23 protein-coding genes are annotated in these 21,939 nt (G+C 63.9%); 10 read left to right on the forward strand and 13 right to left on the reverse strand.

Going from position 1 to position 21,939, the window contains the following annotated elements:
* The first annotated feature begins 81 nt into the window (after positions 1-81).
* Both ORS3428_RS14245 and ORS3428_RS14250 read left to right on the forward strand, forming a co-directional pair.
* Positions 82-414, forward strand: coding sequence for a DUF6949 family protein (locus ORS3428_RS14245; protein WP_443136855.1), 333 nt, complete (start codon positions 82-84; stop codon positions 412-414).
* A gap of 17 nt (positions 415-431) precedes the next feature.
* Positions 432-959 carry a gamma carbonic anhydrase family protein gene (locus tag ORS3428_RS14250; RefSeq protein ID WP_071098733.1) on the forward strand — a complete coding sequence of 176 codons (528 nt, stop codon included), beginning with the start codon at positions 432-434 and terminating at the stop codon, positions 957-959.
* 41 nt (positions 960-1,000) lie between these two features.
* On the opposite strand, the gene ORS3428_RS14255 is transcribed toward ORS3428_RS14250, so the two are convergent.
* The 4 genes from ORS3428_RS14255 to ORS3428_RS14270 all read right to left on the reverse strand — a co-directional run bounded on the left by ORS3428_RS14255 (position 1,001) and on the right by ORS3428_RS14270 (position 4,063).
* Complete coding sequence (locus ORS3428_RS14255) at positions 1,001-1,549, reverse strand: ankyrin repeat domain-containing protein (protein WP_071098735.1); 549 nt, start codon at positions 1,547-1,549, stop codon at positions 1,001-1,003.
* Positions 1,550-1,758: 209 nt separating this feature from the next.
* Positions 1,759-2,364, reverse strand: coding sequence for a transglutaminase-like cysteine peptidase (locus ORS3428_RS14260; RefSeq protein WP_071098738.1), 606 nt, complete (start codon positions 2,362-2,364; stop codon positions 1,759-1,761).
* Positions 2,365-2,633: 269 nt separating this feature from the next.
* Positions 2,634-3,248 (reverse strand): PilZ domain-containing protein, encoded by a 615-nt coding sequence (locus tag ORS3428_RS14265; protein WP_071098741.1) that lies wholly within the window; start codon positions 3,246-3,248, stop codon positions 2,634-2,636.
* 176 nt (positions 3,249-3,424) lie between these two features.
* Positions 3,425-4,063, reverse strand: coding sequence for a PAS domain-containing protein (locus ORS3428_RS14270; RefSeq protein ID WP_071099263.1), 639 nt, complete (start codon positions 4,061-4,063; stop codon positions 3,425-3,427).
* Between the two features lie 423 nt (positions 4,064-4,486).
* On the opposite strand from ORS3428_RS14270, the gene ORS3428_RS14275 reads away from it, so the two are divergent.
* From ORS3428_RS14275 to ORS3428_RS14290, 4 genes are all read left to right on the forward strand, one after another.
* Positions 4,487-5,221, forward strand: coding sequence for a rhomboid family intramembrane serine protease (locus tag ORS3428_RS14275; protein ID WP_071098743.1), 735 nt, complete (start codon positions 4,487-4,489; stop codon positions 5,219-5,221).
* 132 nt (positions 5,222-5,353) lie between these two features.
* Positions 5,354-5,785 (forward strand): CBS domain-containing protein, encoded by a 432-nt coding sequence (locus tag ORS3428_RS14280; RefSeq protein ID WP_040969253.1) that lies wholly within the window; start codon positions 5,354-5,356, stop codon positions 5,783-5,785.
* 158 nt (positions 5,786-5,943) lie between these two features.
* Positions 5,944-7,446 carry an Asp-tRNA(Asn)/Glu-tRNA(Gln) amidotransferase subunit GatB gene (gene gatB, locus ORS3428_RS14285; protein WP_071098745.1) on the forward strand — a complete coding sequence of 501 codons (1,503 nt, stop codon included), beginning with the start codon at positions 5,944-5,946 and terminating at the stop codon, positions 7,444-7,446.
* 1 nt (position 7,447) lies between these two features.
* Positions 7,448-7,936, forward strand: coding sequence for a GNAT family N-acetyltransferase (locus ORS3428_RS14290; protein ID WP_071098747.1), 489 nt, complete (start codon positions 7,448-7,450; stop codon positions 7,934-7,936).
* A 16-nt stretch (positions 7,937-7,952) separates the two neighbouring features.
* Here ORS3428_RS14290 and panC read toward each other — a convergent pair whose 3' ends face one another.
* Positions 7,953-8,804 (reverse strand): pantoate--beta-alanine ligase, encoded by an 852-nt coding sequence (gene panC / locus ORS3428_RS14295; protein ID WP_071098749.1) that lies wholly within the window; start codon positions 8,802-8,804, stop codon positions 7,953-7,955.
* Entirely contained in the window at positions 8,801-9,640 is an 840-nt protein-coding gene (panB, locus tag ORS3428_RS14300) for a 3-methyl-2-oxobutanoate hydroxymethyltransferase (RefSeq protein WP_071098751.1), read from the reverse strand. Before panB ends, panC begins: the two co-directional genes overlap by 4 nt.
* Before the next feature lie 226 nt (positions 9,641-9,866).
* On the opposite strand from panB, the gene ORS3428_RS14305 reads away from it, so the two are divergent.
* Both ORS3428_RS14305 and ORS3428_RS14310 read left to right on the forward strand, forming a co-directional pair.
* Positions 9,867-10,265, forward strand: a complete 399-nt coding sequence (locus ORS3428_RS14305; protein WP_071098753.1) for an NADH:ubiquinone oxidoreductase subunit NDUFA12 — start codon at positions 9,867-9,869, stop codon at positions 10,263-10,265.
* Between the two features lie 118 nt (positions 10,266-10,383).
* A complete protein-coding gene (locus ORS3428_RS14310) occupies positions 10,384-10,968 on the forward strand; it encodes a DUF2155 domain-containing protein (protein WP_071098756.1) in 585 nt (194 codons plus the stop codon).
* 75 nt (positions 10,969-11,043) lie between these two features.
* Here the strand turns inward: ORS3428_RS14310 and aat are convergent, their stop codons facing one another.
* From aat to ORS3428_RS14340, 6 genes are all read right to left on the reverse strand, one after another.
* Positions 11,044-11,661 (reverse strand): leucyl/phenylalanyl-tRNA--protein transferase, encoded by a 618-nt coding sequence (gene aat, locus ORS3428_RS14315; RefSeq protein ID WP_071098758.1) that lies wholly within the window; start codon positions 11,659-11,661, stop codon positions 11,044-11,046.
* 22 nt (positions 11,662-11,683) lie between these two features.
* On the reverse strand, positions 11,684-13,027 hold the full coding sequence (gene accC, locus ORS3428_RS14320) for an acetyl-CoA carboxylase biotin carboxylase subunit (protein ID WP_071098760.1): 1,344 nt from the start codon (positions 13,025-13,027) through the stop codon (positions 11,684-11,686).
* An 18-nt stretch (positions 13,028-13,045) separates the two neighbouring features.
* Positions 13,046-13,513, reverse strand: a complete 468-nt coding sequence (gene accB, locus ORS3428_RS14325) for an acetyl-CoA carboxylase biotin carboxyl carrier protein (RefSeq protein WP_071098763.1) — start codon at positions 13,511-13,513, stop codon at positions 13,046-13,048.
* Between the two features lie 26 nt (positions 13,514-13,539).
* Entirely contained in the window at positions 13,540-13,974 is a 435-nt protein-coding gene (aroQ, locus tag ORS3428_RS14330) for a type II 3-dehydroquinate dehydratase (RefSeq protein ID WP_071099264.1), read from the reverse strand.
* A 242-nt stretch (positions 13,975-14,216) separates the two neighbouring features.
* Positions 14,217-15,023: a DsbA family protein gene (locus tag ORS3428_RS14335; RefSeq protein WP_071098765.1), complete on the reverse strand. Its 807-nt coding sequence runs from the start codon at positions 15,021-15,023 to the stop codon at positions 14,217-14,219.
* Between the two features lie 52 nt (positions 15,024-15,075).
* Positions 15,076-16,467, reverse strand: coding sequence for a M48 family metalloprotease (locus ORS3428_RS14340; RefSeq protein WP_071098767.1), 1,392 nt, complete (start codon positions 16,465-16,467; stop codon positions 15,076-15,078).
* A gap of 213 nt (positions 16,468-16,680) precedes the next feature.
* Between ORS3428_RS14340 and ORS3428_RS14345 the strand changes: the two genes are divergently transcribed.
* Together ORS3428_RS14345 and ORS3428_RS14350 are read left to right on the forward strand one after the other, a co-directional pair.
* Positions 16,681-17,829 (forward strand): pyridoxal phosphate-dependent aminotransferase, encoded by a 1,149-nt coding sequence (locus tag ORS3428_RS14345; RefSeq protein WP_071098770.1) that lies wholly within the window; start codon positions 16,681-16,683, stop codon positions 17,827-17,829.
* Positions 17,830-17,834: 5 nt separating this feature from the next.
* A complete protein-coding gene (locus ORS3428_RS14350; RefSeq protein ID WP_071098773.1) occupies positions 17,835-18,764 on the forward strand; it encodes a glutaminase in 930 nt (309 codons plus the stop codon).
* Positions 18,765-18,859: 95 nt separating this feature from the next.
* Here the strand turns inward: ORS3428_RS14350 and ORS3428_RS14355 are convergent, their stop codons facing one another.
* Positions 18,860-21,847: an Rne/Rng family ribonuclease gene (locus ORS3428_RS14355; protein ID WP_071098775.1), complete on the reverse strand. Its 2,988-nt coding sequence runs from the start codon at positions 21,845-21,847 to the stop codon at positions 18,860-18,862.
* Positions 21,848-21,939 lie beyond the last annotated feature (92 nt).

Consider the following 21,939-nt stretch of genomic DNA (forward strand, 5'->3'; position numbering starts at 1 on the left):
CTCGCGCGGCATGGCTCTTGCAGCGCGTCGGCACGACTGTGCAGTTTCATGGTAAACGGCTGGTAAAAGATGGATCCCATATTGCTCCCGCTCTACGCTTTTGCGGTCGGCCTGACCGCTTGCGGTCTCGCTGGCTCGGCGTTGGAACTCCTGTCGGGCCGCCGGCTGGCCTTCGCCGAACCCTACGTGTCGCCTGCCCATATTGTGCGCTCGCTTGCGGTTACCGCCTGCGCCGGTCCGTTCATGCTCACCAATGATGCGCTCGCCGCCAGGCGCGAGGGGCGCATCGGTATGCTGGCGCTGCTTTCCTGCGGCTGCACGGCCGTGGCTTGGGCGCTGGCGCTCGGCGTCGTGCTGATCACCATTGCCTCCTGGGCGACCGGTCTCCTAGGTTCGGCCGATTACTCGGCTTGAGACGAATCGGAGGCGAAATGCCAATCTATGYGATCAACGGGAAGGCGCCGCAGTTCGAGGATGCCGAAACCAACTGGATAGCACCCGACGCCACACTGATCGGTGACATCAGAATAGGCCGCAATGCCGGGTTCTGGTTCGGCGTCGTCATCCGCGGCGACGGGGAGCCGATCACGATCGGCGCCGACACCAATGTGCAGGAACATACGGTCATGCATACCGATCCGGGCTATCCGCTCACCATCGGGCAGGGCTGCACGGTTGGCCATCGCGCGCTGCTGCACGGCTRCACGATTGGCGACAACAGCCTTATCGGCATGGGCGCGATCCTGCTCAACGGTGCGAGGATCGGCAAGAATTCGCTGGTCGGCGCCGGTGCACTGGTGACAGAAAACAAGATTTTCCCGGACAATTCGCTGATCGTCGGCTCGCCTGCCAAGGTGGTGCGGGTACTGGACGACGCGGCGATCGAGAGGCTGCGCGTCTCGGCCGCGCACTATGTCGCCAACGGCAAGCGCTTCAAGGCCGGATTGAGGGAGGTTTGAGAGCGCGGCGGCCGGCGCCTCGCGGCACGGCTTGCGTCGGCTCAGCCTTGTCGGGACATCGCATTGCRCAGCAGCGATGCTCCCGCTTCAAAGCCGGCCCTGTCCGCGCCTTCCAGGGCCGACTCGTAATCATCGATGCGGGTTCTGAGCGACGGATCCGCGCCCGATGCCAGCAGCAGGCGGATGGCCTCCGTGTCGCGCTGCGCCACCGCATTGTGGAGAGGCGTCCAGTCGTTCACGCCGCGCATGTTCGGGTCGGCGCCGTGCTCGAGGAGGGCCCGGATGATCTCCAGCCGCTCCGGCCGCTCGGTGGACAGCGCCGCAATGATCGATGGAAAGCCGGCAGGATCCTCGTAGTTCGGATTGGAGCCGGCACCGAGCAATGTCGCAATGAAGGCAATCGGGCTCCAATAGATCGCGTATTCCAGCGGATGGCCAAGGCCGAGCTCGAACGGCATCCTCTCGTCGAACCAACGCGCTGAGCCGCCGAGCGCCCTGCCTAGGGTCTCGAAGTCGCCCACCTTGAAGGCGTCGTCTATGGCCTTGAACATCCGATGGCGTTCGCAGCGATCCTCGGGGATTTCCAGCATGGCCTTCCAATATTGCTCCCATCCGCTGCAAGGAGAAAGGCCTGCCGGATCGCGGGCCGGAGCGGGCGTTTCCAATAGGACATGGCCTATCGGTCGGTGTCGATAGCCGCGGAAAAGGCGGAGCCGGCCCGGGGACAGGGCCGGCTCCTAAAACCCGGTCGTTGGGGACGGGGAGGGTGGGGACTCGACCGGGCTTTTTGGTCGCGCCCTCAGCGGACGCTGGCGACGGCGTCTTCGCGGCCGCCGTTGATCGAAACCCAAACGCCGGAATTCTCGGTCGATTGGCGCTTGAGGTAGGTATAGACCGTGTCRTTCCAGGCGAGCACCTTCGGCTCGAGATTGTCGAGGATGAACTCGCCGAGACTGGTGCGCACCGTCAGCAACGCATGACCGTCGCCGTTCGGCTGGCGCACCACCGTCATCAAGAGGTCGCCGGCGGGGACACCGGCGGCCATCAGTTCGCGGCGCTTCTCCAGTGCATAGTCCTCGCAATCGCCATAGCCGTTGTCGGGATAGGCCCAGTATTCCTCGACCCCGTAGTTCTCCATGTCGGTGCGCGGCTTGACCCGCGTGTTCACCGAATTGTTGACGTTGATGATCGTCGCCCACAGCTTGCGGGTCAGTTCGATCGGAGGCCCTTTCGGCGTCCGTTCATTGCATTCGATCGGAATGCGCTGGCAGAATTCATAGTGGCCGACCGGCTGGGTGGTTCGGCTGCCCGTATGCATGAACACCGGTCCCGCGCTTGCCGTCCCCCAGGCGGAAAGCTGCATCGCCATTGYCAAGAGCAACAGCTTGCCCCTCGTCATTTTCATTCTTGCAGTCTCCCCGTTCGAGAGAGACTGTGCCACGTTGCAATTTATTTGGCGCAAAGACGGGAAGCAGATATTGAGTAAAACGCCAGTAGAACAAATATAAAATTTGAACTATCTCGATTTGGGATTGTTGAGATTTTGACCTGGCGTCGTCCCGCTTTTCGAGACGTTCCAACATGCCGGCGCTTGGTTATGAAAGCGCGCCGACACGGCCAACAAAAAACCGGCCACAAGCGGCCGGTTGGGTCCCTGCCTGGATTTGGCGGCGGTCAGGATCGCGGTGCGTTGAATTCCTGGTCCAGCGTTTCCGGCCGCTGGATGACAGCGAATTCGATGGCGACGCCGTCCTCGAAGTGACGCACCACCTGGCCGCGCATGGTCCCCAGCATGACCTGCACGCCGATCGCCGGCTTGACGTCGATCTCGATTGCCGCGCCCGAAAGCGACAGGTCGATGATGCGGCACTGATATTGGCGCCCGTCGGTGAGCTGCAGCACGCTCATCGGATTGCGCGGCGCGACGCGCTCGTGGCGGCGATCTTCCGGTAGGTCCAGCTCGTGCTTGTTGGCGAGCCAGGTGAGCTGCGCGGCAAGCTTGTCCCTCTTGCGCTCGGAAGCGATGACGGTCATTGCGAAACCGTCCTGCGAGGTCCGCGTCACGACGCCTTCGATGCGGCCGATATGGTCGATATAGGCGATGACCTTTTCGCCAGGCATGCCGACGCGGTCGGTGCGCAGGGCTACATTGCCGGGCGACATGTCGATGACTTGGCATGGATGCTCGGTGCGGTCTTCCAGCATGAAACGCCCGTACATCTTGACCCGGACGCGCYGGAAATTGCGCCGCTCCACTCGTGACGGCGCGTATTCCGCCGCTGACCTCATGACTGCCTACACCCCGTTGGCATCCCTGGCGATGATGCGAGGAATTTCACAGGAAAAAGCTACAACAAAGCAGGTTAATAAAGGGGAAAAAGCCGGCCGCGATGCCCCTGGTCGGAGCCCCATTCAAGCGCAATAAACTCAGGCCCGATTGGGGCAAGATTGCCCCGGGCTTTGCCTCACTCGTTGCGCCCGCCGTCGAAGACAACAAGGTGCCGGATCCGGCGCACGCGGCCGAGCGCCGAGATGGTCTCTGGTGCGTCGAATTCCGTCGGCACGAGCGACGGAACGTCGATCGCGGGCCGGTTTTTCAGGAACATCGGCTCCTTGTCGGGATCGATGACCCGGATCGCATCGATCAGGGCATCGGCGAGCGGGTCGGCGCCAAGCCAGAACGGCCTTTCCGCTGCGCTGATGATGCCGAGGCAGCGCGGGCTCTCGACGCCGCCGTCGAGCGGCAGCGCGAGCAGCTCGAACTTGTTGGAACGGCCGTTTCGGCTGAAGCCCTCATAGTTGAGCAGCAGGACCGATTTCTGGTCGAAGACGCCGTGGATGAGCCGCGACACCAGCCGCTGGTCCTTCTCGCGCCAGAGCGAGGGGAAGGAGAAGCCCTTGAGCTCGCGGCCGTAATAGGCGCAGAGCCTGGTGCCGGCGAGCCGGAACACGGCTTCGCCGCGTGTGTCGCGCTCCAGGATGAACGTATCGGCCAAGAGCGACTTGATGTCCGCCGGCTCCACTTCCGAACGCTTCGGGGCAGGGCGGCCATCACGCAGCTGGTTCCAATATTGGAACAGCGTGATTGATCCGTTTTGATTCATTTCCATTCCGCTCCGCGCAATCTGTCTTTTGCTGTCCCATCGGCGAACAGACAGGGCGCCCTCCGATGACCTTCATGCGGTGCGGAGCAGGATGCGTGCCAGTATCGTTAACGTTTGTTCACGGGTCGGGGTCGTTAAGGTTAACGATTGGTTTACGTTGCGCGCCGTCAGGGGCTGTGGCACACCAAAAGCCACTCCAAACGGTCGTTTTCGCAACGATCGGCAGCACTTCAGTCAAGGGTTTAGGGGAGCAGGGGACTTGACCCGCCGTTCAGGGGAAACCCTGGACGGCTTTCTTTTGATTCGCGCCTTAACGATTCGGGCCCTATTTGGATTCAGCTTGGGGCGATTCGCGGTTTGTGATTCGATCGAGCGTGATCTAGATGCTCGGCGAAATCGAGTCTCCAGCAAACCGCAAGGCGCATGAGCGAACCGGAAAGCCCTCCTGAAGCCGAACCGCAGCCGGACGAGGCGGCGAAGCCGCGCCGCGAGCCGGTGTTCAACCTGCCGCCGGTCGTGCTGGCGGTGATCGCCATCTGCATCGCCGTCCATCTGGTGYGGGTCTATCTGCTTACCGACGACCAGGACTTTGCCCTGCTGGTTCGCGCGGCCTTCATCCCGATCCGCTATTCGGGCCGCTACGACATCGATTTCTATGCCTTTTCCAGCCCCTTCACCTACGCCTTCCTGCATGGCGGCGCGGCGCATCTCCTTGTCAACATGGTGTGGCTGGCGGCTTTCGGCTCGCCCCTGGCAAACCGTTTTGGCACGCTGCGCTTCGCCCTGTTCTTTGCCGCAACGGGCCTCGCATCCGTAGCCCTGTTCTGGGCCCTGCATCCGCTGGGCCAGATGCCTCTGGTCGGCGCTTCTGGCGCGATCTCGGGCATGATGGGGGCGGCGGCGCGCTACGGCTTCCGTATCGACCGCTCGTCGGGCAGGGCGGCCTTCGCCGGCGAGCCGTTGCCGTTCGCGATTGTGCTGCGCTCCCGCGGTGTCGTGACTTTTCTGGGCGTCTGGATGGTGATCAACCTTGCCACCGGCTTGCTTGGCTTCGCCCCGGGTATCGATGGCCAGATCGCCTGGGAGGCCCATATCGGCGGCTTTGTCGCCGGCTTTTTCGGCTTGCGCATGTTCGACCGCCCCATGCCGGCCGAGTAGCGCGGCATCATACTTGAAATGCAACCAATCACGGCGCACGATGTTGCCTAGGCACCCAGCGTCTTCCAAAGGGCGCTGGGGCTGACAAGCCGCCGAAGGCCGGAGTCGGCGCGCTGGGCTGAGGAGGACGCCATGACGGTTAAGGCAATTCTTGAAAGCAAGGGCCATGACGTGTTCACGCTCGGGCCCAACGAGAAGCTGAGCGAAGCCATCCGGATTCTGACCGAACACAGGATCGGCGCGCTCGTCATCACCAATGGCGACCGCAAGATCGTCGGCATTCTTTCCGAGCGCGACATCGTGCGGGTGCTGGCCAGGGAGGGCGCGGCCGCGCTCGATATTCCGGTGCGTTCGGCCATGACGCCGAAGGTCAAGATCTGCAATGAGAACCACACGGTCAACGAGGTCATGGAGATCATGACGAAGGGTCGCTTCCGCCATCTGCCGGTGGAGAAGGACGGCATGCTCGACGGGATCGTGTCGATCGGCGACGTGGTCAAGCGCCGCATCGAGGATGTCGAGCGCGAAGCCGAGGAGATACGGGCCTACATCGCCACCGCCTGAGCGGTGCGAGCAGCCCGTCCGGCCGCTGCTGGCGGCTTTAAGCGCAAGCCGCCGTAAGGGCCAGCGTGYGGCTTTGCGCTTGTCTCACCGGGCGGTTTGCACTAGCGAGTGACTTTCACTTTCAACGTGACACTCACGTTCCGAGTTTGCAGGCCCCAATGAGCATCATCGATACCCGCACGCCCGACCCCAAGCGTTTAATCTCCGGCGCAACCGGCGACTGGGAAGTTATCATCGGTCTCGAAGTGCATGCGCAGGTGACGTCTGAGGCAAAACTGTTCTCCGGCGCTTCGACCTCTTTCGGTGCGGCGCCCAACGCCAATGTCAGCCTGGTCGACTCGGCGATGCCGGGCATGCTGCCGGTGATCAACGAGGAATGCGTCAAGCAGGCGATCCGAACCGGGCTTGGATTGAAGGCCGTGATCAATCACAAATCGGTCTTCGACCGGAAGAACTATTTCTATCCGGACCTGCCGCAGGGCTACCAGATCTCGCAGTACAAGCAGCCGATCGTCGGCGAGGGCAAGGTGATCGTCTCCGTTGGTCCGGACCGGCAGGGCGAGTTCGAGGACATCGAGGTCGGCATCGAGCGGCTGCACCTGGAGCAGGATGCCGGCAAGTCGATGCACGACCAGCATCCGACCATGTCCTATGTCGACCTCAACCGCTCGGGCGTAGCGCTGATGGAGATCGTCTCCAAGCCCGACATGCGCTCCGCCGACGAGGCCAAGGCCTATGTCAGCAAGCTGCGCACGATCATGCGCTATCTCGGCACCTGCGACGGCAACATGGATGAAGGCTCGCTGCGCGCCGACGTCAACGTCTCGGTGCGCCGTCCGGGCGGCGCCTTCGRCACGCGCTGCGAGATCAAGAACGTCAACTCGATCCGCTTCATCGGCCAGGCCATCGAATCCGAGGCGCGCCGGCAGATCGCCATCCTGGAAGACGGTGGCGTGATCGAGCAGGAGACGCGCCTGTTCGATCCCAACAAGGGCGAGACGCGCTCGATGCGCTCCAAGGAAGAGGCGCATGACTACCGCTATTTCCCCGACCCTGATCTCCTGCCGCTGGAGTTCGACCAGGCCTATGTAGACGCATTGGCCGAGCATCTGCCGGAACTGCCCGACGACAAGAAGGCGCGGCTGATCGGCTCGCTGGGCTTGTCGACCTACGACGCCTCGGTGCTGGTCTCGGAAAAGCCGATCGCCGACTATTTCGAAAAGGTAGCGGCCGGGCGTGACGGCAAGCTGGCCGCCAACTGGGTCATCAACGACTTGTTGGGCGCTCTCAACAAGGCCGGCAAAGATATTGAAAACGCGCCGGTTTCTCCCGATCAGCTCGGTGCCGTGATCGACCTAATCAAGGAAGGCACGATTTCCGGCAAGATCGCCAAGGACCTTTTCGAGATCGTCTGGAACGAGGGCGGCGATTCGCGCCAGCTCGTCGAGAGCCGCGGCATGAAGCAGGTCACCGACACCGGTGCCATCGAGAAGGCGGTCGACGAGGTCATCGCCGCCAATCCGGACAAGGCCGAGCAGGCGCGTGCCAAGCCGACCATGGCCGGCTGGTTCGTTGGCCAGGTGATGAAGGCGACCGGCGGCAAGGCGAACCCGCAGGCGGTCAACGAGCTGGTCAAGACCAAGCTCGGCATCGAGGGCTAGCATGTTCGTGCGGACGGCGAGCGAACGCGATCTCGCCGCCGTCCGTGCGCTGCTGGTCGAGACCTGGCATGCCACCTACGACGCCATCTATGGTGCCGGGCGAGTCACCGAGATCACTGACGACTGGCATTCGATCGCCTCGCTCAGGTCGCGGCTGACGCGCCCCAATTCGGAATTCCTGGTGGCCGACGACGGCAAGCGCATCGGCGGCATGGCTTTCGCTTCCGCCACCACGGATCCAAAGATCGTCCTCCTGAACCAGCTCTACGTGCACCCGGACTGCCAGCGCCAAGGGATCGGCCGGTTGCTGCTCGACGAGGTAGAGGCCAGCTTCCCGGAAGCGCGGACTCTGCGCCTGGAGGTGGAAGAGGCAAATGCTGCGGYGATCGCCTTCTACGAGGCGAACGACTTCCGGCCCACCGGCAGCACCGCCGATTGCGGCGGCGGTTCGGGAATGCCCGCGCTGATACTGGAAAAGCGCCTGGCGTGAGCCCATCCGAAACCAGTCAGGCGCCAGGAATCTCCACATTGTCGATTAGCCTGGTCGTACCGAGCCAGGCCGCAGCGAGCAGGCGGCCGTCGCGGTCCCGCCGCCAGGGGGCGAGTGTCCCTGCTTCCCGCGCGGCGACATAGTCGACCTTTCGAAAGCCGGCCCGGATCAGCGCTTCCGCGGCGTCGCCGGTGGCGCTGGTCTCATTGGCTCCGGCCGCGAGTTCCGCCGCTGTCCGACGCAGAACCGAGTTCAGCTTGCGCGCGACCTCGAGTTCGGCCTCGCCGAGATAGGCGTTGCGCGACGACATGGCGAGGCCGTGGGAGTCGCGCACCGTGGGCGCGCCGATGATCTCGACCGGCAGATTGAGATCGCGGCAAAGTTGCCTGACGACGCAAAGCTGCTGATAGTCCTTCTCGCCGAACACGGCGCAATTGGGCGCAGCCTGCAGGAAAAGCTTGGCCACCACCGTGGCGACGCCGTCGAAGAAGGTCGGCCGGAAATCCGTTTCAAGGCCGGCAGCAGGGCCGCCAACCGAAATTTTGGTGGCAAAGCCGTCCGGATACATTTCCGCCACGCCCGGCGTAAAGGCGAGGTGTGCGCCTGCCTCCTGCAGCCGTTCGATATCGCGGGCCAACTGGCGTGGATATTTGTCCAAGTCCTCGGTCGGCGCGAACTGCGTCGGATTGACGAAGATGGAGACGACGCAACGCTCGGCCTGTTCGAGCGCGATCCTGACCAGCGAGATGTGCCCGTCATGCAGGGCGCCCATGGTCGGCACCATGGCGATCCGCAGGCCGTCCTGGCGCCAGTCCCGGATTTGCGCGCGCAACGCCGCGATTGTGTCGACGACAATTAGCCCGCTCATACCTCGTCCTTGCTTGATGCTGCCGAGAAGACGTGGTCCGATCCTGGAAATGTGCGGCTGCGCACCTCGGCGGCGTAGCGTGCCGCCGCATCCGAAATGGTATCGCGCAAATTTGCGTACTCCTTGACGAATTTCGGCACGCGGTCGACCGTCATGCCGATCATGTCGTCGATGACCAGGATCTGGCCGTCGCAGTCGCCGCTGGCGCCGATGCCGATGGTCGGGATTCCAATATGACGGGTGAGGTCCGAAGCCACGGCCTCTACTGTGCCCTCGATGACGACCGAGAAGGCGCCGGCCTTTTCGACCGCTTCGGCGTCACGAAAGAGGGCGGCGATGTTCTCCCTCGTCCGGCCCTTTATCTTGTAGCCGCCGTCCTTTTCCACCGACTGCGGCTGCAGGCCGATATGACCCATGACCGGGATGCCTTCAGCGACGATTGCCGCGATCTGCGCGGCCATATCGACGCCGCCCTCGAGCTTCACCGCCTGGCAGCCAGTCTCGCCGACGATGCGCCTGGCCGAGACAACGGCCACTGCCGCCGAGGCCTCGTAGCTGCCCGCCGGCATGTCGACGACGACGCAAGCCTTTGTCGAGCCGCGCATTACCGCTTGCCCGTGTGCTATCATCATCTCCAGCGAGGCGCCGAGCGTCGTGGCATGGCCGTGCAGCACCATGGCGACGCTGTCGCCGACCAAAAGCAGATCGACATGCGGATCGAGCATGCGGGCTATCGGGTAGGTATAGGCGGTGAGGCAGACGATCGGCACACCTGCCTTGCGGCGGCGAATGTCTTCGGCGCCGATGCGATTGCCGGTGGACCGTTCTGGGGCCAATCCTCACCTCCCTCAACCGGCGCGGGCCAAGCGCTCGCCTTGCGGGCGTGCGAGCTTTAGGAACACAGGCGGCGCTTGGCAAGCAGGGTTGCCGTTCCTCCTGCGCCCTGTATCGATTTAGCGCAACAAGCATTTGCGTCGCCGGGGGTGGCAAAGCCCTTGCCTTCGCGACGACCTGACGCCATAAGCAGGAAACAGCGCGGCCGCTGCCGCCACGAGGATCTGGATGAAGACTTTCCTGCTGCAGTTTTTCACCTGGTGGAACAGCCAGACGCTGGGCACGCGTTTCCACACCTGGCGTTTCGGCAAGAAGGTGGGCGAGGACGAGGCCGGYAACGTCTATTATGAAGGCGGCATCGACTCCGAAGGCCGCACCCGCCGCTGGGTCATCTATCGCGACTATTCCGAAGCCTCGAAGATCCCGCCGGGCTGGCATGGCTGGATTCATCACCGCGTCGACACGCCTCCTTCGGGCGAGACCTACAAGGCTCGCGAGTGGCAGAAGCCGCACCGGCCGAACCTGACCGGGACGCCCGGCGCCTATCGCCCGCAGGGTTCCATCCTGACCAACCAGCACCGCCCGCAGGTCACAGGCGACTACGACGCCTGGACGCCCGGTTCGTAAACGCGCGCTTCGGTCCTTTGTCRCCACAATTGGCGTTTAGCTGCTTGCTGATATCGCAGCCATGACTAGCCTTGGGCGATCGAGAGAATCACCCGGGCGCAACCACCGGTATCCTTGCATGAGCCACTTCGCCCGAATGTCGACGGGATTGTTCGCGGCAGCTTTCGTTCTGGGCGCCTCGACGGCAGTGTTTGCCGCCCAGCAGGCGCCGGCAGCGTCGTCCGTCTCCGACCGCATCACCAACCCTGTCGCCGAATTCGCCGGCATCGACAAGATCACCGGCCGCATCATCACCTTCGACGTCTATATCGACGAGACGGTGCAGTTCGGCGCCCTGCAGGTGACGCCGCGCGTCTGTTACTCGCGACCCGAGACGGAACAGCCGAAGACCGATTCCTTCGTCGAGGTCGACGAGATCACGCTCGACCGCAAGATCCGCCGCATCTTCACCGGCTGGATGTTCGCCGAAAGCCCCGGCCTCAATGCCGTCGAGCATGCCGTCTATGACGTCTGGCTGAAGGGCTGCAAGCAGAAGTCGGACGTGCCGCCGCCGACCGCAGCCAAGGCCGATACGGCCAAGCCGAAGGTGAATGCCGCCAAGCCCAAGGCGCCCGCCCAGGAGCAACCCGCCGATTCGGCGCCAGACTCGACCGGCGACGCAGTGGCCGCGCCCTCCGAGGACGACAGCACGGACACGAACTGATCGCGGAACGCGGGCCTGCGGTCGCGCTCCCGCGCTCCCATATGCCGGTGGAGACATCAGCCGTCGGCTACGGCCTCAGGGATAAAAGATCGCCTCGCCCTTCAAGGCCTCGGCCAGCATCTTCTCATAGCGGCTGCGCGGCACGTCGATGGCGCCGAAGCGTTTGAGGTGCTCGGTCGTGAACTGTGTGTCGAGGRGCGCGAACCGGCGCTCATTCAGCCGCTCGACGAGATAATAGAGGCAGGTCTTCGAGGCGTCGGTTTCCCTGGCGAACATGCTTTCCCCGAAGAATACGCGACCGAGTGAGACGCCGTAGAGGCCGCCGACCAGCCGGCCCCTGCGCCACGCCTCGACGGAATGGCAGTGGCCCAGCCGGTAGAGCTCGACATAGGCTTCGCGGATCGGCGCGTTGATCCAGGTCGAGCGGCGCTCGTCGCGCTTTTCGGCACAGCCGTCGATCGTCGCCTCGAAGTCGAAATCGTAGCGGATGTCGAAGGGATGCTTGCGGATCGTCTTCTTCAGGCTGCGTGGCGTGTGGAAGCCGTCGAGGGGGATGATGCCGCGCGTTTCCGGCCGCACCCAGAACACTTCCGGATCGTTCGCGCTCTCGGCCATCGGGAAGACGCCCGAGGCATAAGCCTTCAGGAGCAGGTCGGTTGGGATGCGATAGCCGGGCGCGTAGGGTCGAGTCATTGCGGTATTATACCGCAAGACCCTAATCCACCTTGGCCAAATATTTTTCGAGCCAGTGGATGTCGTAGTCGCCGTTGGCGATGTCGGCATTGCCGACCAGGTCGCGGAACAGCGGCAATGTCGTCTTGATTCCGTCGACGACGAATTCGTCCAGCGCGCGGCGCAGCCGCATCATGCATTCGACGCGGTTGCGACCGTGCACGATCAGCTTGCCGATCAGGCTGTCGTAATAAGGCGGGATCCTGTAGCCCGAATAGACGCCGGAGTCGACGCGCACGCCCAGGCCGCCGGGCGTGTGGAAATGCGTGATCGTGCCGGGCGACGGTGTGAATGTGCGCGCGTCCTCGGCGTTGATGCGRCACTCGATGGCGTGGCCGTTGAACTTGATGTCTTCCTGCCTGACCGACAGCCCGCCGCCCGAGGCGACGCGGATCTGCTCATGCACGAGATCGATGCCGGTGATCGCCTCGGTCACCGGATGCTCGACCTGCAGGCGGGTGTTCATCTCGATGAAATAGAACTCGCCATTCTCGTAGAGGAATTCGATGGTGCCGGCGCCACTATAGCCAAGATCGGCGATCGCCTTGGCGCAGATGCCGCCGATGCGCGAGCGCTCCTCGGTGTTGAGGGCCGGAGAGTTGGCTTCCTCCCACACTTTCTGGTGGCGGCGCTGCAGCGAGCAGTCGCGCTCGCCGAAATGCACACCATGGCCGGCACCGTCGCCGAACACCTGCAATTCGATATGGCGTGGCTTTTCGAGATATTTCTCGATGTAGACGGCATCGTCGCCGAAGGCGGCGCCGGCTTCCGACTTTGCCGTCTGCAGCGCCACCTCGAGGTCGGCTTCCGTGCGCGCCACCTTCATGCCGCGGCCGCCGCCGCCGGCCGAAGCCTTGATGATCACCGGATAGCCGATCGCGGCGGCGACGCGTTTTGCTTCCTTCTCGTCGCTGATCGCGCCGTCCGAACCTGGCACCACCGGGATGCCGAGGCGCTTTGCCGTGCGCTTGGCCTCGATCTTGTCGCCCATGATGCGGATATGGTCGCCCGACGGGCCGATGAAGGTGATGTTGTGGGCCGCCAGAATGTCGGCGAACTTCGCGTTCTCCGACAGGAAGCCGTAGCCCGGATGCACCGCGTCGGCACCCGTGATCTCGCAGGCCGCGACGATCTGATGGATGTTGAGATAGCTTTCGCGCGACGGCGGCGGGCCGATGCAGACGCTCTCGTCGGCGAGGCGCACATGCATCGCGTCGGCATCGGCCGTCGAATGGACAACCACCGTCTGGATGCCGAGCTCCTTGCAGGCGCGCAGCACCCGGAGGGCGATTTCGCCGCGATTGGCGATGAGTATCTTCTGGAACATTCCTGGCTGTTCCCGGCTCTACTCGATGACCACGAGCGGCATGCCGTATTCGACCGGCTGTGCATCCTCGACCAAGACCGCGGTCACCGTGCCGGCGCGCGGCGAGGGGATCTGGTTCATCGTCTTCATCGCTTCGATGATGAGCAGCGTCTGGCCTTCCTTTACCTTCTGGCCGATCTCGACGAAGGGCTTTGAGTCGGGCGAGGGGGCGAGATAGGCTGTGCCGACCATCGGCGACGGCACGGCGTTCTTGGATGGATCAGCCGTGGGCGCCGCCGCCGCTGCCGCCTGGGCCGGCGCGGGAGCCGCAATCGGGGCAGGGGCCGGAAGCTGGGCGGCGACCGCGTGGACGGCCTGCGCCTGGCGCGACACGCGGACCTTCAGGTCGCCAAGCTCGACCTCGATCTCGGTCAGGTTGGTGTCGTTCAGTATACCCGCCAGATCGCGGATCAGCTGCTGGTCAACACCGTTCTTCTTTATCGACATATTCGAGCCTTCTGTTTGTGGGCCGGTCACAGGCGTGCTGCCAGCGCTTGCAGCGCGAGCGTGTAGCCCAGCGGCCCGAACCCGCAGATCATGCCGACAGCGACCGGCGCGACCATGGAGACGTGGCGGAAGGGTTCCCGCGCGTGGATGTTGGAAAGATGGACTTCAGCGACGGGCAGCGGCGCGATGGCGCGGATGGCGTCGTGGATGGCAATGGAGGTGTGGCTGTAGGCGCCGGGATTGATGACGATGCCGGACGCCTTGTCGCCGGCCTCGTGGATCCAATCGACGAGATCGCCCTCGTGATTGGACTGGCGAAAATCGATCTGCAGCCCGAGCGCCGCGCCGGCGGCCTTGCAATCCTCGGCGATCGCGGCAAGCGTCTTGCCGCCATAGACCCCTGGCTCGCGCTTGCCGAGTGCATTGAGGTTGGGACCGTTGAGGACGAAAACCGTTTTCAAAATGCCGACCTTGTCTAACGCCGGCCCCAAGCCGGCGCGCCGGACCTTATAATGGGCATAGCCGCCCGCGAAAAGAGCGCAAGTGCGTTCTTTCGCTGTCCACAACAGGCGGGAATGCGCCTCTTGTCGCGGCTGGCGATCACTCAGAGCGGTTCATCGTGGCAGGGAAACGACAGACCGCTCTATCTCTTGTTGACGCGATTCCGGGCGGAAAACCGGCTCACACCTTACCTGGAATTGCCTTAAAGCGCGCTCTTGGCCTGCTCGATCTTCTCCGCCAGGACCTGCTGTCCGAGCGCGCCGAAGATCACTTCGTTGCCGACCACATAGGACGGCGTGCCGGTGATCGACAGCTTGGTGGCGAGGTCGTAGGTCCGCGAGAGCGCTTCGTTGATGCTCGGATCCTTCATCTTCTCGCGCAGCTTCGCCTCATCGGCGCCGAGCGAAAGCGCAACCTTGATGGCCGCGGCTTCGGTGGCGCGGCCCTGGCCGCCGAGCAGCGCGGTGTGGAAGGCGCCGTATTTCTCCGGCATCATCAGGTGGAAGGCCATCGAGACAACGCTGGCCTTTTGCGAATCCGGGCTGAGGATCGGGAATTCCTTCAGCACGAAGCGCAGATCCGGGTCTGCCTTGGTCAGCGCCTTCATGTCTTCGATGGCGCGTTTGCAGAAGCCGCAATTGTAGTCGTAGAACTCGACGATGGTGACCTTGCCTTTCGGGTTGCCGACGACGCCGTCGAAGGTGGAGTTGAAAATCTCATCCTTCGCATTCTTGATGACGCCGAGCGCCGCGAGCCGCTGTTCTTCCTTCTGCTTGGCCTCCAGCGCGTCCTGAACCTCGAGCAGCACCTCCGGGTTTTTCAACAGATAGTCGCGGATTATGCCTTCGACCTCCTTGCGGTCGATCTTGCTGCTGTCCGCGGAAGCCATTGGGATGGCCTGTGTCGTATCGGCCTTCGCGGTTTGCGGGCTTCCCGCCACGAAGCCGAATGCCAGCATGCCGAGCGCTACCGCCACGCCGGCGCTGCCGAGCAGGATTGCCTTGTTCATGATCAGTTCCTTCTGCCTGTCCCGGCCCAGTCGCCGCGCACGGCCGGGAGGTTCATTTGAGTTTATTCGATGGCGTGTAATTTATGATATCCTGCGCGCGAAGCCAGCCGGGCTCGCCACGTTTCAACTTCTGTTGAGCGCGCATGGCGAAAATTTTCGCGTTCTTGTAGTCCGCCGAATAGAAATGGCCTTCGGCGGTCGCGAGGTCGGCGGACGGGATCTCACCCAATTCGCCATAGGCTTGCGCCAGATAACGATAGGCGTCCGCATTTTCCTTGTCGCGTCCGATCCCGTTGTTGARCTGGATCACCGCCTTCTTCAGCGAATCCGGTGTGCCGACCGCCATAAGCGCCTGGCCGAGCGAGACCAGCAGCAAGCCGGACCGCGCCGGGTCGAGGCTGACAGCCTTGGCGTACGCATCCGCAGCATCCTTGGGCTTGTTGACCTTCATCAGGATGTCGCCGCGCAGTTCCTGGAAATAGGGGTTCTTCGGCTGTTCCTTGATCAGCGCTGCCGTCTTGGCGAGTGCGGCGGCCGGATTGCCGTTGAGATAGGTTACCTGCGCGTCCCCGTAGCGCGAGGCGAGGCTGGTCGGGTTCTTGCGCATCAGCCGCGCCACGGCCGCCTGGCCCTGCGTATAGGCGGCGATCTTGATGCGCATCATGTCATGCCGCTGCTGCAGCGCCGGCGGGTCAACCTTGTCGACATAGGGACTTTGCTTGACCAGGACTTCGAGATTGGCGATGCGCTCCTGCGGCATCGGGTGGCTGATCCGGTAGGGATCGAGCTGGGTGCCCGACAGCGAAAGCGCGCTCTGGAAGCGGCCGAAGGTCTTCAGCATGCCCATGCCGGACTGGCCTGTGGCATTGAGATAGGTGATGGCCGAGCGGTCTGCGGTGATTTCCTCGCCGCGTTGATAGGCAAGGATGCTGCGCTGCGCCATCTCGCCGCCGCCGGCGGCGACGCCGATGCCGGCGCCGGCAAGTCCGCGGCTGTTGGTGGTGGCGCCAGCGACCATCGCGCCGGCGCCGAGCAGCGTCGCGATGATGGCCATGGTCTTGGCGCGGTCGAGCTGGTCGCGCAGCTTCTGCTGGTGGCCGCCGGCAATATGGCCGGCTTCGTGGGCGATGACGCCGATGATCTCGTTCGGCGTTTCGGCCGTCACCAACGCGCCGGTGTTGATGAACAGGCGGCGGCCGGTGACGAAGGCGTTGAAGCTGGAATCGTTGACGAGAACGATGTCAATGCCGTCATTGGCAAGGCCCGCTGCCTTGAAGATCGGCCGGGCATAGTCGCGCACCAGCGCTTCGATCTCGGCGTCGCGCACCACCGGCACATTCTGCGCAAAGGCGCTTACCGAGCTTGTGACAGCGACTGCGGCGGCCAGCAGGAGAGTTGCGAAGCCGCGTGCGGTTCGCCCTATTGCGGTCGATATATCGATCATAGGTCGGGTCGGCTAAACATGATTGGTCCACTGGTAAACGAGCGGGCGAAGGATGAAAAGTCGGCGCCGATAACTTCCTGCGCGCTTGTGATCCCCACATCAATCGGGCATTTGTGCGGCCAAGCCGACGAACTACGGCAATTGCGGAAAGCTGAGCAGCGCTTCCCGCACTGAATTGCTCCAACAACAAGGGCAGGCTGGACGAGAGGTCAGATGGTCGTTTCGCTTTCACGCCGCGGCGAGGTAGAGCCGTTCCACGCCATGGACATCTTGGCCGAAGCCAACCGGCTGAAGGCCGCCGGCGTTCCCGTGGTGTCGATGGCGGTCGGCCAGCCCTCGGACCCGGCGCCGGTCGGCGTCCGCGAAGYCGCCGCCGTGGCGCTTAAGCACGGTCGCATCGGCTACACCGACGCGTTGGGCCTGGCTGAGCTGCGCAAGGCGATCGCCGCGCATTATGGCGAGCATTACGGGATCGATGTCGCGCCGGGCCGGATTGCCGTCACCACCGGCTCGTCCGCCGCCTTCAACCTTGCTTTCCTAGCGATGTTCGATGCGGGCGACCGCGTCGCCATCGCCGCGCCCGGCTATCCGGCCTATCGCAACATCATGGCCGCGCTCGGCATCGAGATCGTCGAGATCGAGCTTGGATCGGACGCGTATCTCCATGCCGACCACTTGAAGGCCGCGCACCGCGACAAGCCGCTCAAGGGTGTGCTGTTTGCCAGCCCCGCCAATCCGACCGGCGCGGTCATTCCGGCCGAGGAACTGTCCGCGTTGGTGAAGACGGCAGAGGAGCTCGGCATCGCGGTGATTTCCGACGAAATCTACCACCGGCTTGCCTACGCAGCGCCGGACGTCAGCGCGTTGTCCTATGGCGCCGGCGTGACGGTGATCAACTCCTTCTCGAAATACTACTGCATGACCGGCTGGCGCATTGGCTGGATGGTGTTGCCGGAAGAGCTGGTGCGGCCGGTCGAGCGCATCGCCCAAAGCCTCTATATCTCGCCGCCGGAACTGTCGCAGGTCGCCGCGATCGAAGCGTTCAAGGCAACCGAGGAGCTCGAGAAGGTGAAGGCGCGCTATGCCTGGAACCGCGACCTCTTGATGAAGCGCCTGCCGGAGCTCGGCTTCGCGTTGGCGGCGCCCATGGACGGCGCCTTCTACGCCTTCTGTGACGTCACAAGGCACACCAATGACAGCATGGCCTTTGCGCGCAAGATGCTAGCTGAGGCGCATGTGGCGGCCACGCCCGGCCGCGACTTCGATCCGCTTCAGGGCCATCGCGCCATGCGCTTTTCCTATGCCGGCAGCCACGACGACATGGTCGAGGCGCTGGCGCGCATCGAACGCTGGCTGAAATAGACGCCATGCCGGAACTGGAACAAGCGCTGGCCGAGGTGGCCGCCGAAATGGCGGAGCGCACTGATCGCGGCCATGTCGCCACCTACATCCCGCAGCTCGGCAAGGTCGACCCGAAGAAATTCGGTATCGCCGCCGCCACCAATGACGGTCGCGTGATCCTTGCCGGCGACGCCGATCAGCCCTTTTCGATCCAGAGCGTCTCCAAAGTGTTCACCTTGACGCAGGCGCTTGGCAAGGTCGGCGACGCGCTGTGGCAGCGTGTCGGCCGCGAACCGTCCGGCAATCCGTTCAACTCGATCGTCCAGCTGGAGCATGAGAACGGCATTCCGCGCAATCCGTTCATCAACGCCGGCGCCATCGTCGTTTCCGACATCCTGCTGGCCGGCCATCAGCCGCGCGAAGCGATCGGCGAGATCCTGCGCTTCGTTCAATTCCTCGCCGACGACGACACGATCATCATAGACCGCGCGGTCGCGGCATCCGAGCGCGCCACCGGCTACCGCAACTTCGCCTTGGCCAATTACATGAAATCCTTCGGCAATCTCCATCACGAGCCGGAGCTGGCGCTGGGCGTCTACTTCCACCATTGCGCCATCGCCATGAGCTGTCGGCAGCTCGCCCTGGCCGGCCGCTTCCTCGCCAATGGCGGCAGGAATCCGGCAACCGGGCATTCGGTCGTGTCGACGGAGCGGGCGCGCCGCATCGGCGCATTGATGCTGACCTGCGGCCACTATGACGGCTCCGGCGACTTTGCCTTCCGCGTCGGCATCCCGGGAAAAAGCGGCGTCGGCGGCGGCATATTGGGGATCGTGCCGGGCGTGGCCTCGCTCGCCGTCTGGTCGCCCGGCCTCAACGAAAACGGCAACTCCAGGCTCGGCTCGATCGCACTGGAGAAGCTCGCCAGGATGATGAACTGGTCGATCTTTGCGCCTTGAGCGCCTGGTTTCGACTCTCGGAGAACCTGAAAAAGAAAATCCCGCGCCGGACGGCGCGGGATTTGGCAACAGATCAGCCTAACAAGTTGAAAGGCTTAGAAAAAGCCTTTCCTCTGCCACCAGCCGGCGCGCTTCGGCTTGTCTTCGGCCTTGGCCTCGTCGGTAACGTTCGACGAAACGACGGGAACGACCGGCGCGTCGCTCGACTGCGGCTTGCGCCGCGTCGGATGCGCATTGACGCGCGCTTCGGCATCGGCCGGCGCAGAGTCCGCGCCAGCCGGCTCCGGTTCGGCGGCCGAAGGCTCAGCGGAGGGCTCCGCGACCGGCTCGGACGCGGTCTCGGCGACCGTTTCTTCCACGGCCTTCTTCGATCGCGATGCACGGCGCGGCTTCTTCGGCTTCTCCGTGTCCGGAGCATCGTCATTGGCGGGCGCCGGAGCAGCCTGTTCGTCTGTCAGCGATGCCGTCACAGCCTCGTTGCCGGCATCATCGGTTTGCGCCGCGTCGCCTTCCACACCACCGGCCTCGTCGGCAGCTGCCTCAGCCGAAGCTTCGCCCTCGCGGCGATTGCGCTTGCCGCCACGCTTGCCGCGGCGACGCTTCTTGCCGTGACCTTCTTCGGGCGCTCCTTCGGTCGTTTCCGCGTCGGCCGGCGCATCGGCCTTCGCCTCGGCCGTTGCTTCGCCTGCCTGTGCGGCGGCATCCGCCTGCGCCGGGGCCGAGACGGCCTCGGCATGGGCTTGATGCTCGCGGTCGCGATCCTTGCCGCCGCGCCGCCGCCGGCGCTTGCGGCGCTTGCGGCCGCCTTCGCCGCCGTCTTCGGACCGCTGCTGATGCTGCTGTCCCTGCTGCGGATGATGCGGCTGTTCGGCCTGGACCGACACCTCGTCTTCCTCCTCGACGACGATCTCGTCCTCCGGCTCCGGCTCGACATAGGTCGGCAGGCCGCGCGCCTCGACGAAGCCTTCCGGCTTCTCCGCCACGGCGCCGCGGAAGATCGCGTAGTGCTGCGCGCCGAGCGTCTCGTCGGCCTCGAGAGTGATCGTCAGGCCGAAACGGGCCTCGAGCTCGACCAGATTGGCGCGTTTGTGGTTGAGCACATAGAGCGCGGTCGCCGCCGGTGTGCGCACGATGATGTGGCTGCGCGAATCCTTGAGCAGGAATTCCTCGATCGCTCGCACCACCATCAGCGCCACCGACGAATCGGAGCGCACATGGCCGGTGCCGCCGCAATGCGGGCAGGGTTTCATCGTCGATTCCAGCACGCTGGCGCGGATGCGCTGGCGCGACATCTCCATCAGGCCGAAATGCGAGATGCGGCCCACCTGGATGCGGGCGCGATCGTTCTTGAGGTGATCCTTCAGGCGCTTCTCGACCGCGCGGTTGTTGCGGTTCTCCTCCATGTCGATGAAGTCGATGACGATCAGGCCGGCAAGGTCGCGCAGCCTGAGCTGCCGCGCGACTTCCTCGGCGGCCTCCAGATTGGTGTGGAGCGCGGTATCCTCGATCGAATGCTCCTTGGTGGAGCGGCCGGAGTTGACGTCGATGGAGACCAGCGCCTCGGTCTGGTTGATGATGATGTAGCCGCCGCTCTTAAGCGTCACCTGCGGCTGCAGCATGCGGTCGAGCTGCGCCTCGATGCCGTTGCGCACGAAGATCGGGGTCGTGTCGCGGTAAGGCTGCACCACCTTGGCGTGGCTCGGCATCAGCATGCGCATGAAGTCCTTGGCCTCGCGATAGCCGTCCTCGCCGGAGACCAGGATCTCGTCGATGTCCTTGTTGTAGAGGTCGCGCACCGAGCGCTTGATCAGGCTGCCTTCCTCGTAGACCAGGGCAGGGGCCGTGGACTGCAGTGTCAGATTGCGGACGTTTTCCCAAAGCCGCATCAGATATTCGTAGTCGCGCTTGATCTCCGCTTTGGTGCGGCTTTCGCCGGCGGTGCGCAGGATGACGCCCATGCCCTGCGGCACGTCGAGGTCGGCCACGACCTCCTTCAGGCGCTTGCGGTCCTGCGCATTGGTGATCTTGCGCGAGATGCCGCCGCCGCGCGCGGTGTTGGGCATCAGCACCGAATAGCGGCCGGCGAGCGAAAGGTAGGTGGTAAGGGCCGCGCCCTTGTTGCCGCGCTCTTCCTTGACCACCTGGACCAGCAGGATCTGGCGACGCTTGATCACCTCCTGGATCTTGTATTGGCGGCGCACCGGCTTGCGGCGGTTGCGGACTTCCTCGAGCGCGTCCTCGGCGCCGACCGATTCGATCTCGTGCTCGTCCGAATGCGCGGACTGCACCTCTTCGAGCATGCCGCGATCATTGTCGCTGGGGGCGGATTCGCTGGTCGTCTCCGCTTGCGGCAACGCTTCGGAAATAACATCCGCCTCGATGCTGGCGGCAATCGAGGTGGGGCCGCCCTCGTCGGGCTGATCATCCTCGGTCACGGCCACATCGTGTTCGACATCGCCGCCGGCTTCGACCGACTCGTTCGTCTGCTCGCTAGTACCCTCGGCTCCCGCCTCGACTGTCTCGGAAGCTTCTTCGGCGCTCTCGGTCAGAGCACCGGCGGCGACTTCTTCAGCATCGGCGGCTACTTCGTCAGCATGTGCGACGGCATCGGATTCGGTATCAGCCGCCGCAGGCGTTTCCCCGGCGCTTTCGCCGTATCCCTCGGAGACGGCAGCTTGCTTCTGCTCGCCGCGGTCGCGATTCTTGCCGCCGCGCCGGCGGCTGCGCCGGCTGCCGCGATCGCGCGCCTGCTGCTCCTCGCCGGCCTCGGCCTCCTCGTCGTCATCGTCCTCGGCCTCCTGCGCTTCAGCGCGCAGCAAAGCCTGACGGTCGGCAACCGGGATCTGGTAGTAGTCGGGGTGAATTTCACTGAAGGCGAGAAAACCGTGACGGTTGCCGCCATATTCGACAAAGGCTGCCTGAAGTGAAGGTTCGACGCGGGTTACGCGGGCGAGATAGATGTTTCCTTTGAGCTGTTTCTTGTCCTGGGATTCAAAGTCGAATTCTTCGATGCGGTTACCGCGAACGACAACAACGCGTGTTTCCTCCGGGTGGGAGGCGTCTATCAGCATCTTGTTGGGCATTATTTCGTTTCCTCCCGGCAGCCATCAGCCGCAGCTGGCGGGGCAGAGCCCGCCGCTGCGTGCCAGGATTTGTGTGCATGCCGGATAATTGA

Source organism: Mesorhizobium sp. ORS 3428, from assembly GCF_001854785.1.
Classification (GTDB): domain Bacteria; phylum Pseudomonadota; class Alphaproteobacteria; order Rhizobiales; family Rhizobiaceae; genus Mesorhizobium.

Excerpts from the sequence above, each read along its gene's own strand:
- ORS3428_RS14355 (WP_071098775.1), bottom strand. The coding sequence starts at position 21,847 with ATGCCCAACAAGATGCTGATAGACGCCTCCCACCCGGAGGAAACACGC.
- ORS3428_RS14270 (WP_071099263.1), bottom strand. The coding sequence starts at position 4,063 with ATGAATCAAAACGGATCAATCACGCTGTTCCAATATTGGAACCAGCTG.
- ORS3428_RS14335 (WP_071098765.1), bottom strand. The coding sequence starts at position 15,023 with ATGAACAAGGCAATCCTGCTCGGCAGCGCCGGCGTGGCGGTAGCGCTC.
- ORS3428_RS14350 (WP_071098773.1), top strand. The coding sequence starts at position 17,835 with ATGCCGGAACTGGAACAAGCGCTGGCCGAGGTGGCCGCCGAAATGGCG.
- panC (WP_071098749.1), bottom strand. The coding sequence starts at position 8,804 with ATGAGCGGGCTAATTGTCGTCGACACAATCGCGGCGTTGCGCGCGCAA.
- ORS3428_RS14310 (WP_071098756.1), top strand. The coding sequence starts at position 10,384 with ATGAGCCACTTCGCCCGAATGTCGACGGGATTGTTCGCGGCAGCTTTC.
- ORS3428_RS14280 (WP_040969253.1), top strand. The coding sequence starts at position 5,354 with ATGACGGTTAAGGCAATTCTTGAAAGCAAGGGCCATGACGTGTTCACG.
- accB (WP_071098763.1), bottom strand. The coding sequence starts at position 13,513 with ATGTCGATAAAGAAGAACGGTGTTGACCAGCAGCTGATCCGCGATCTG.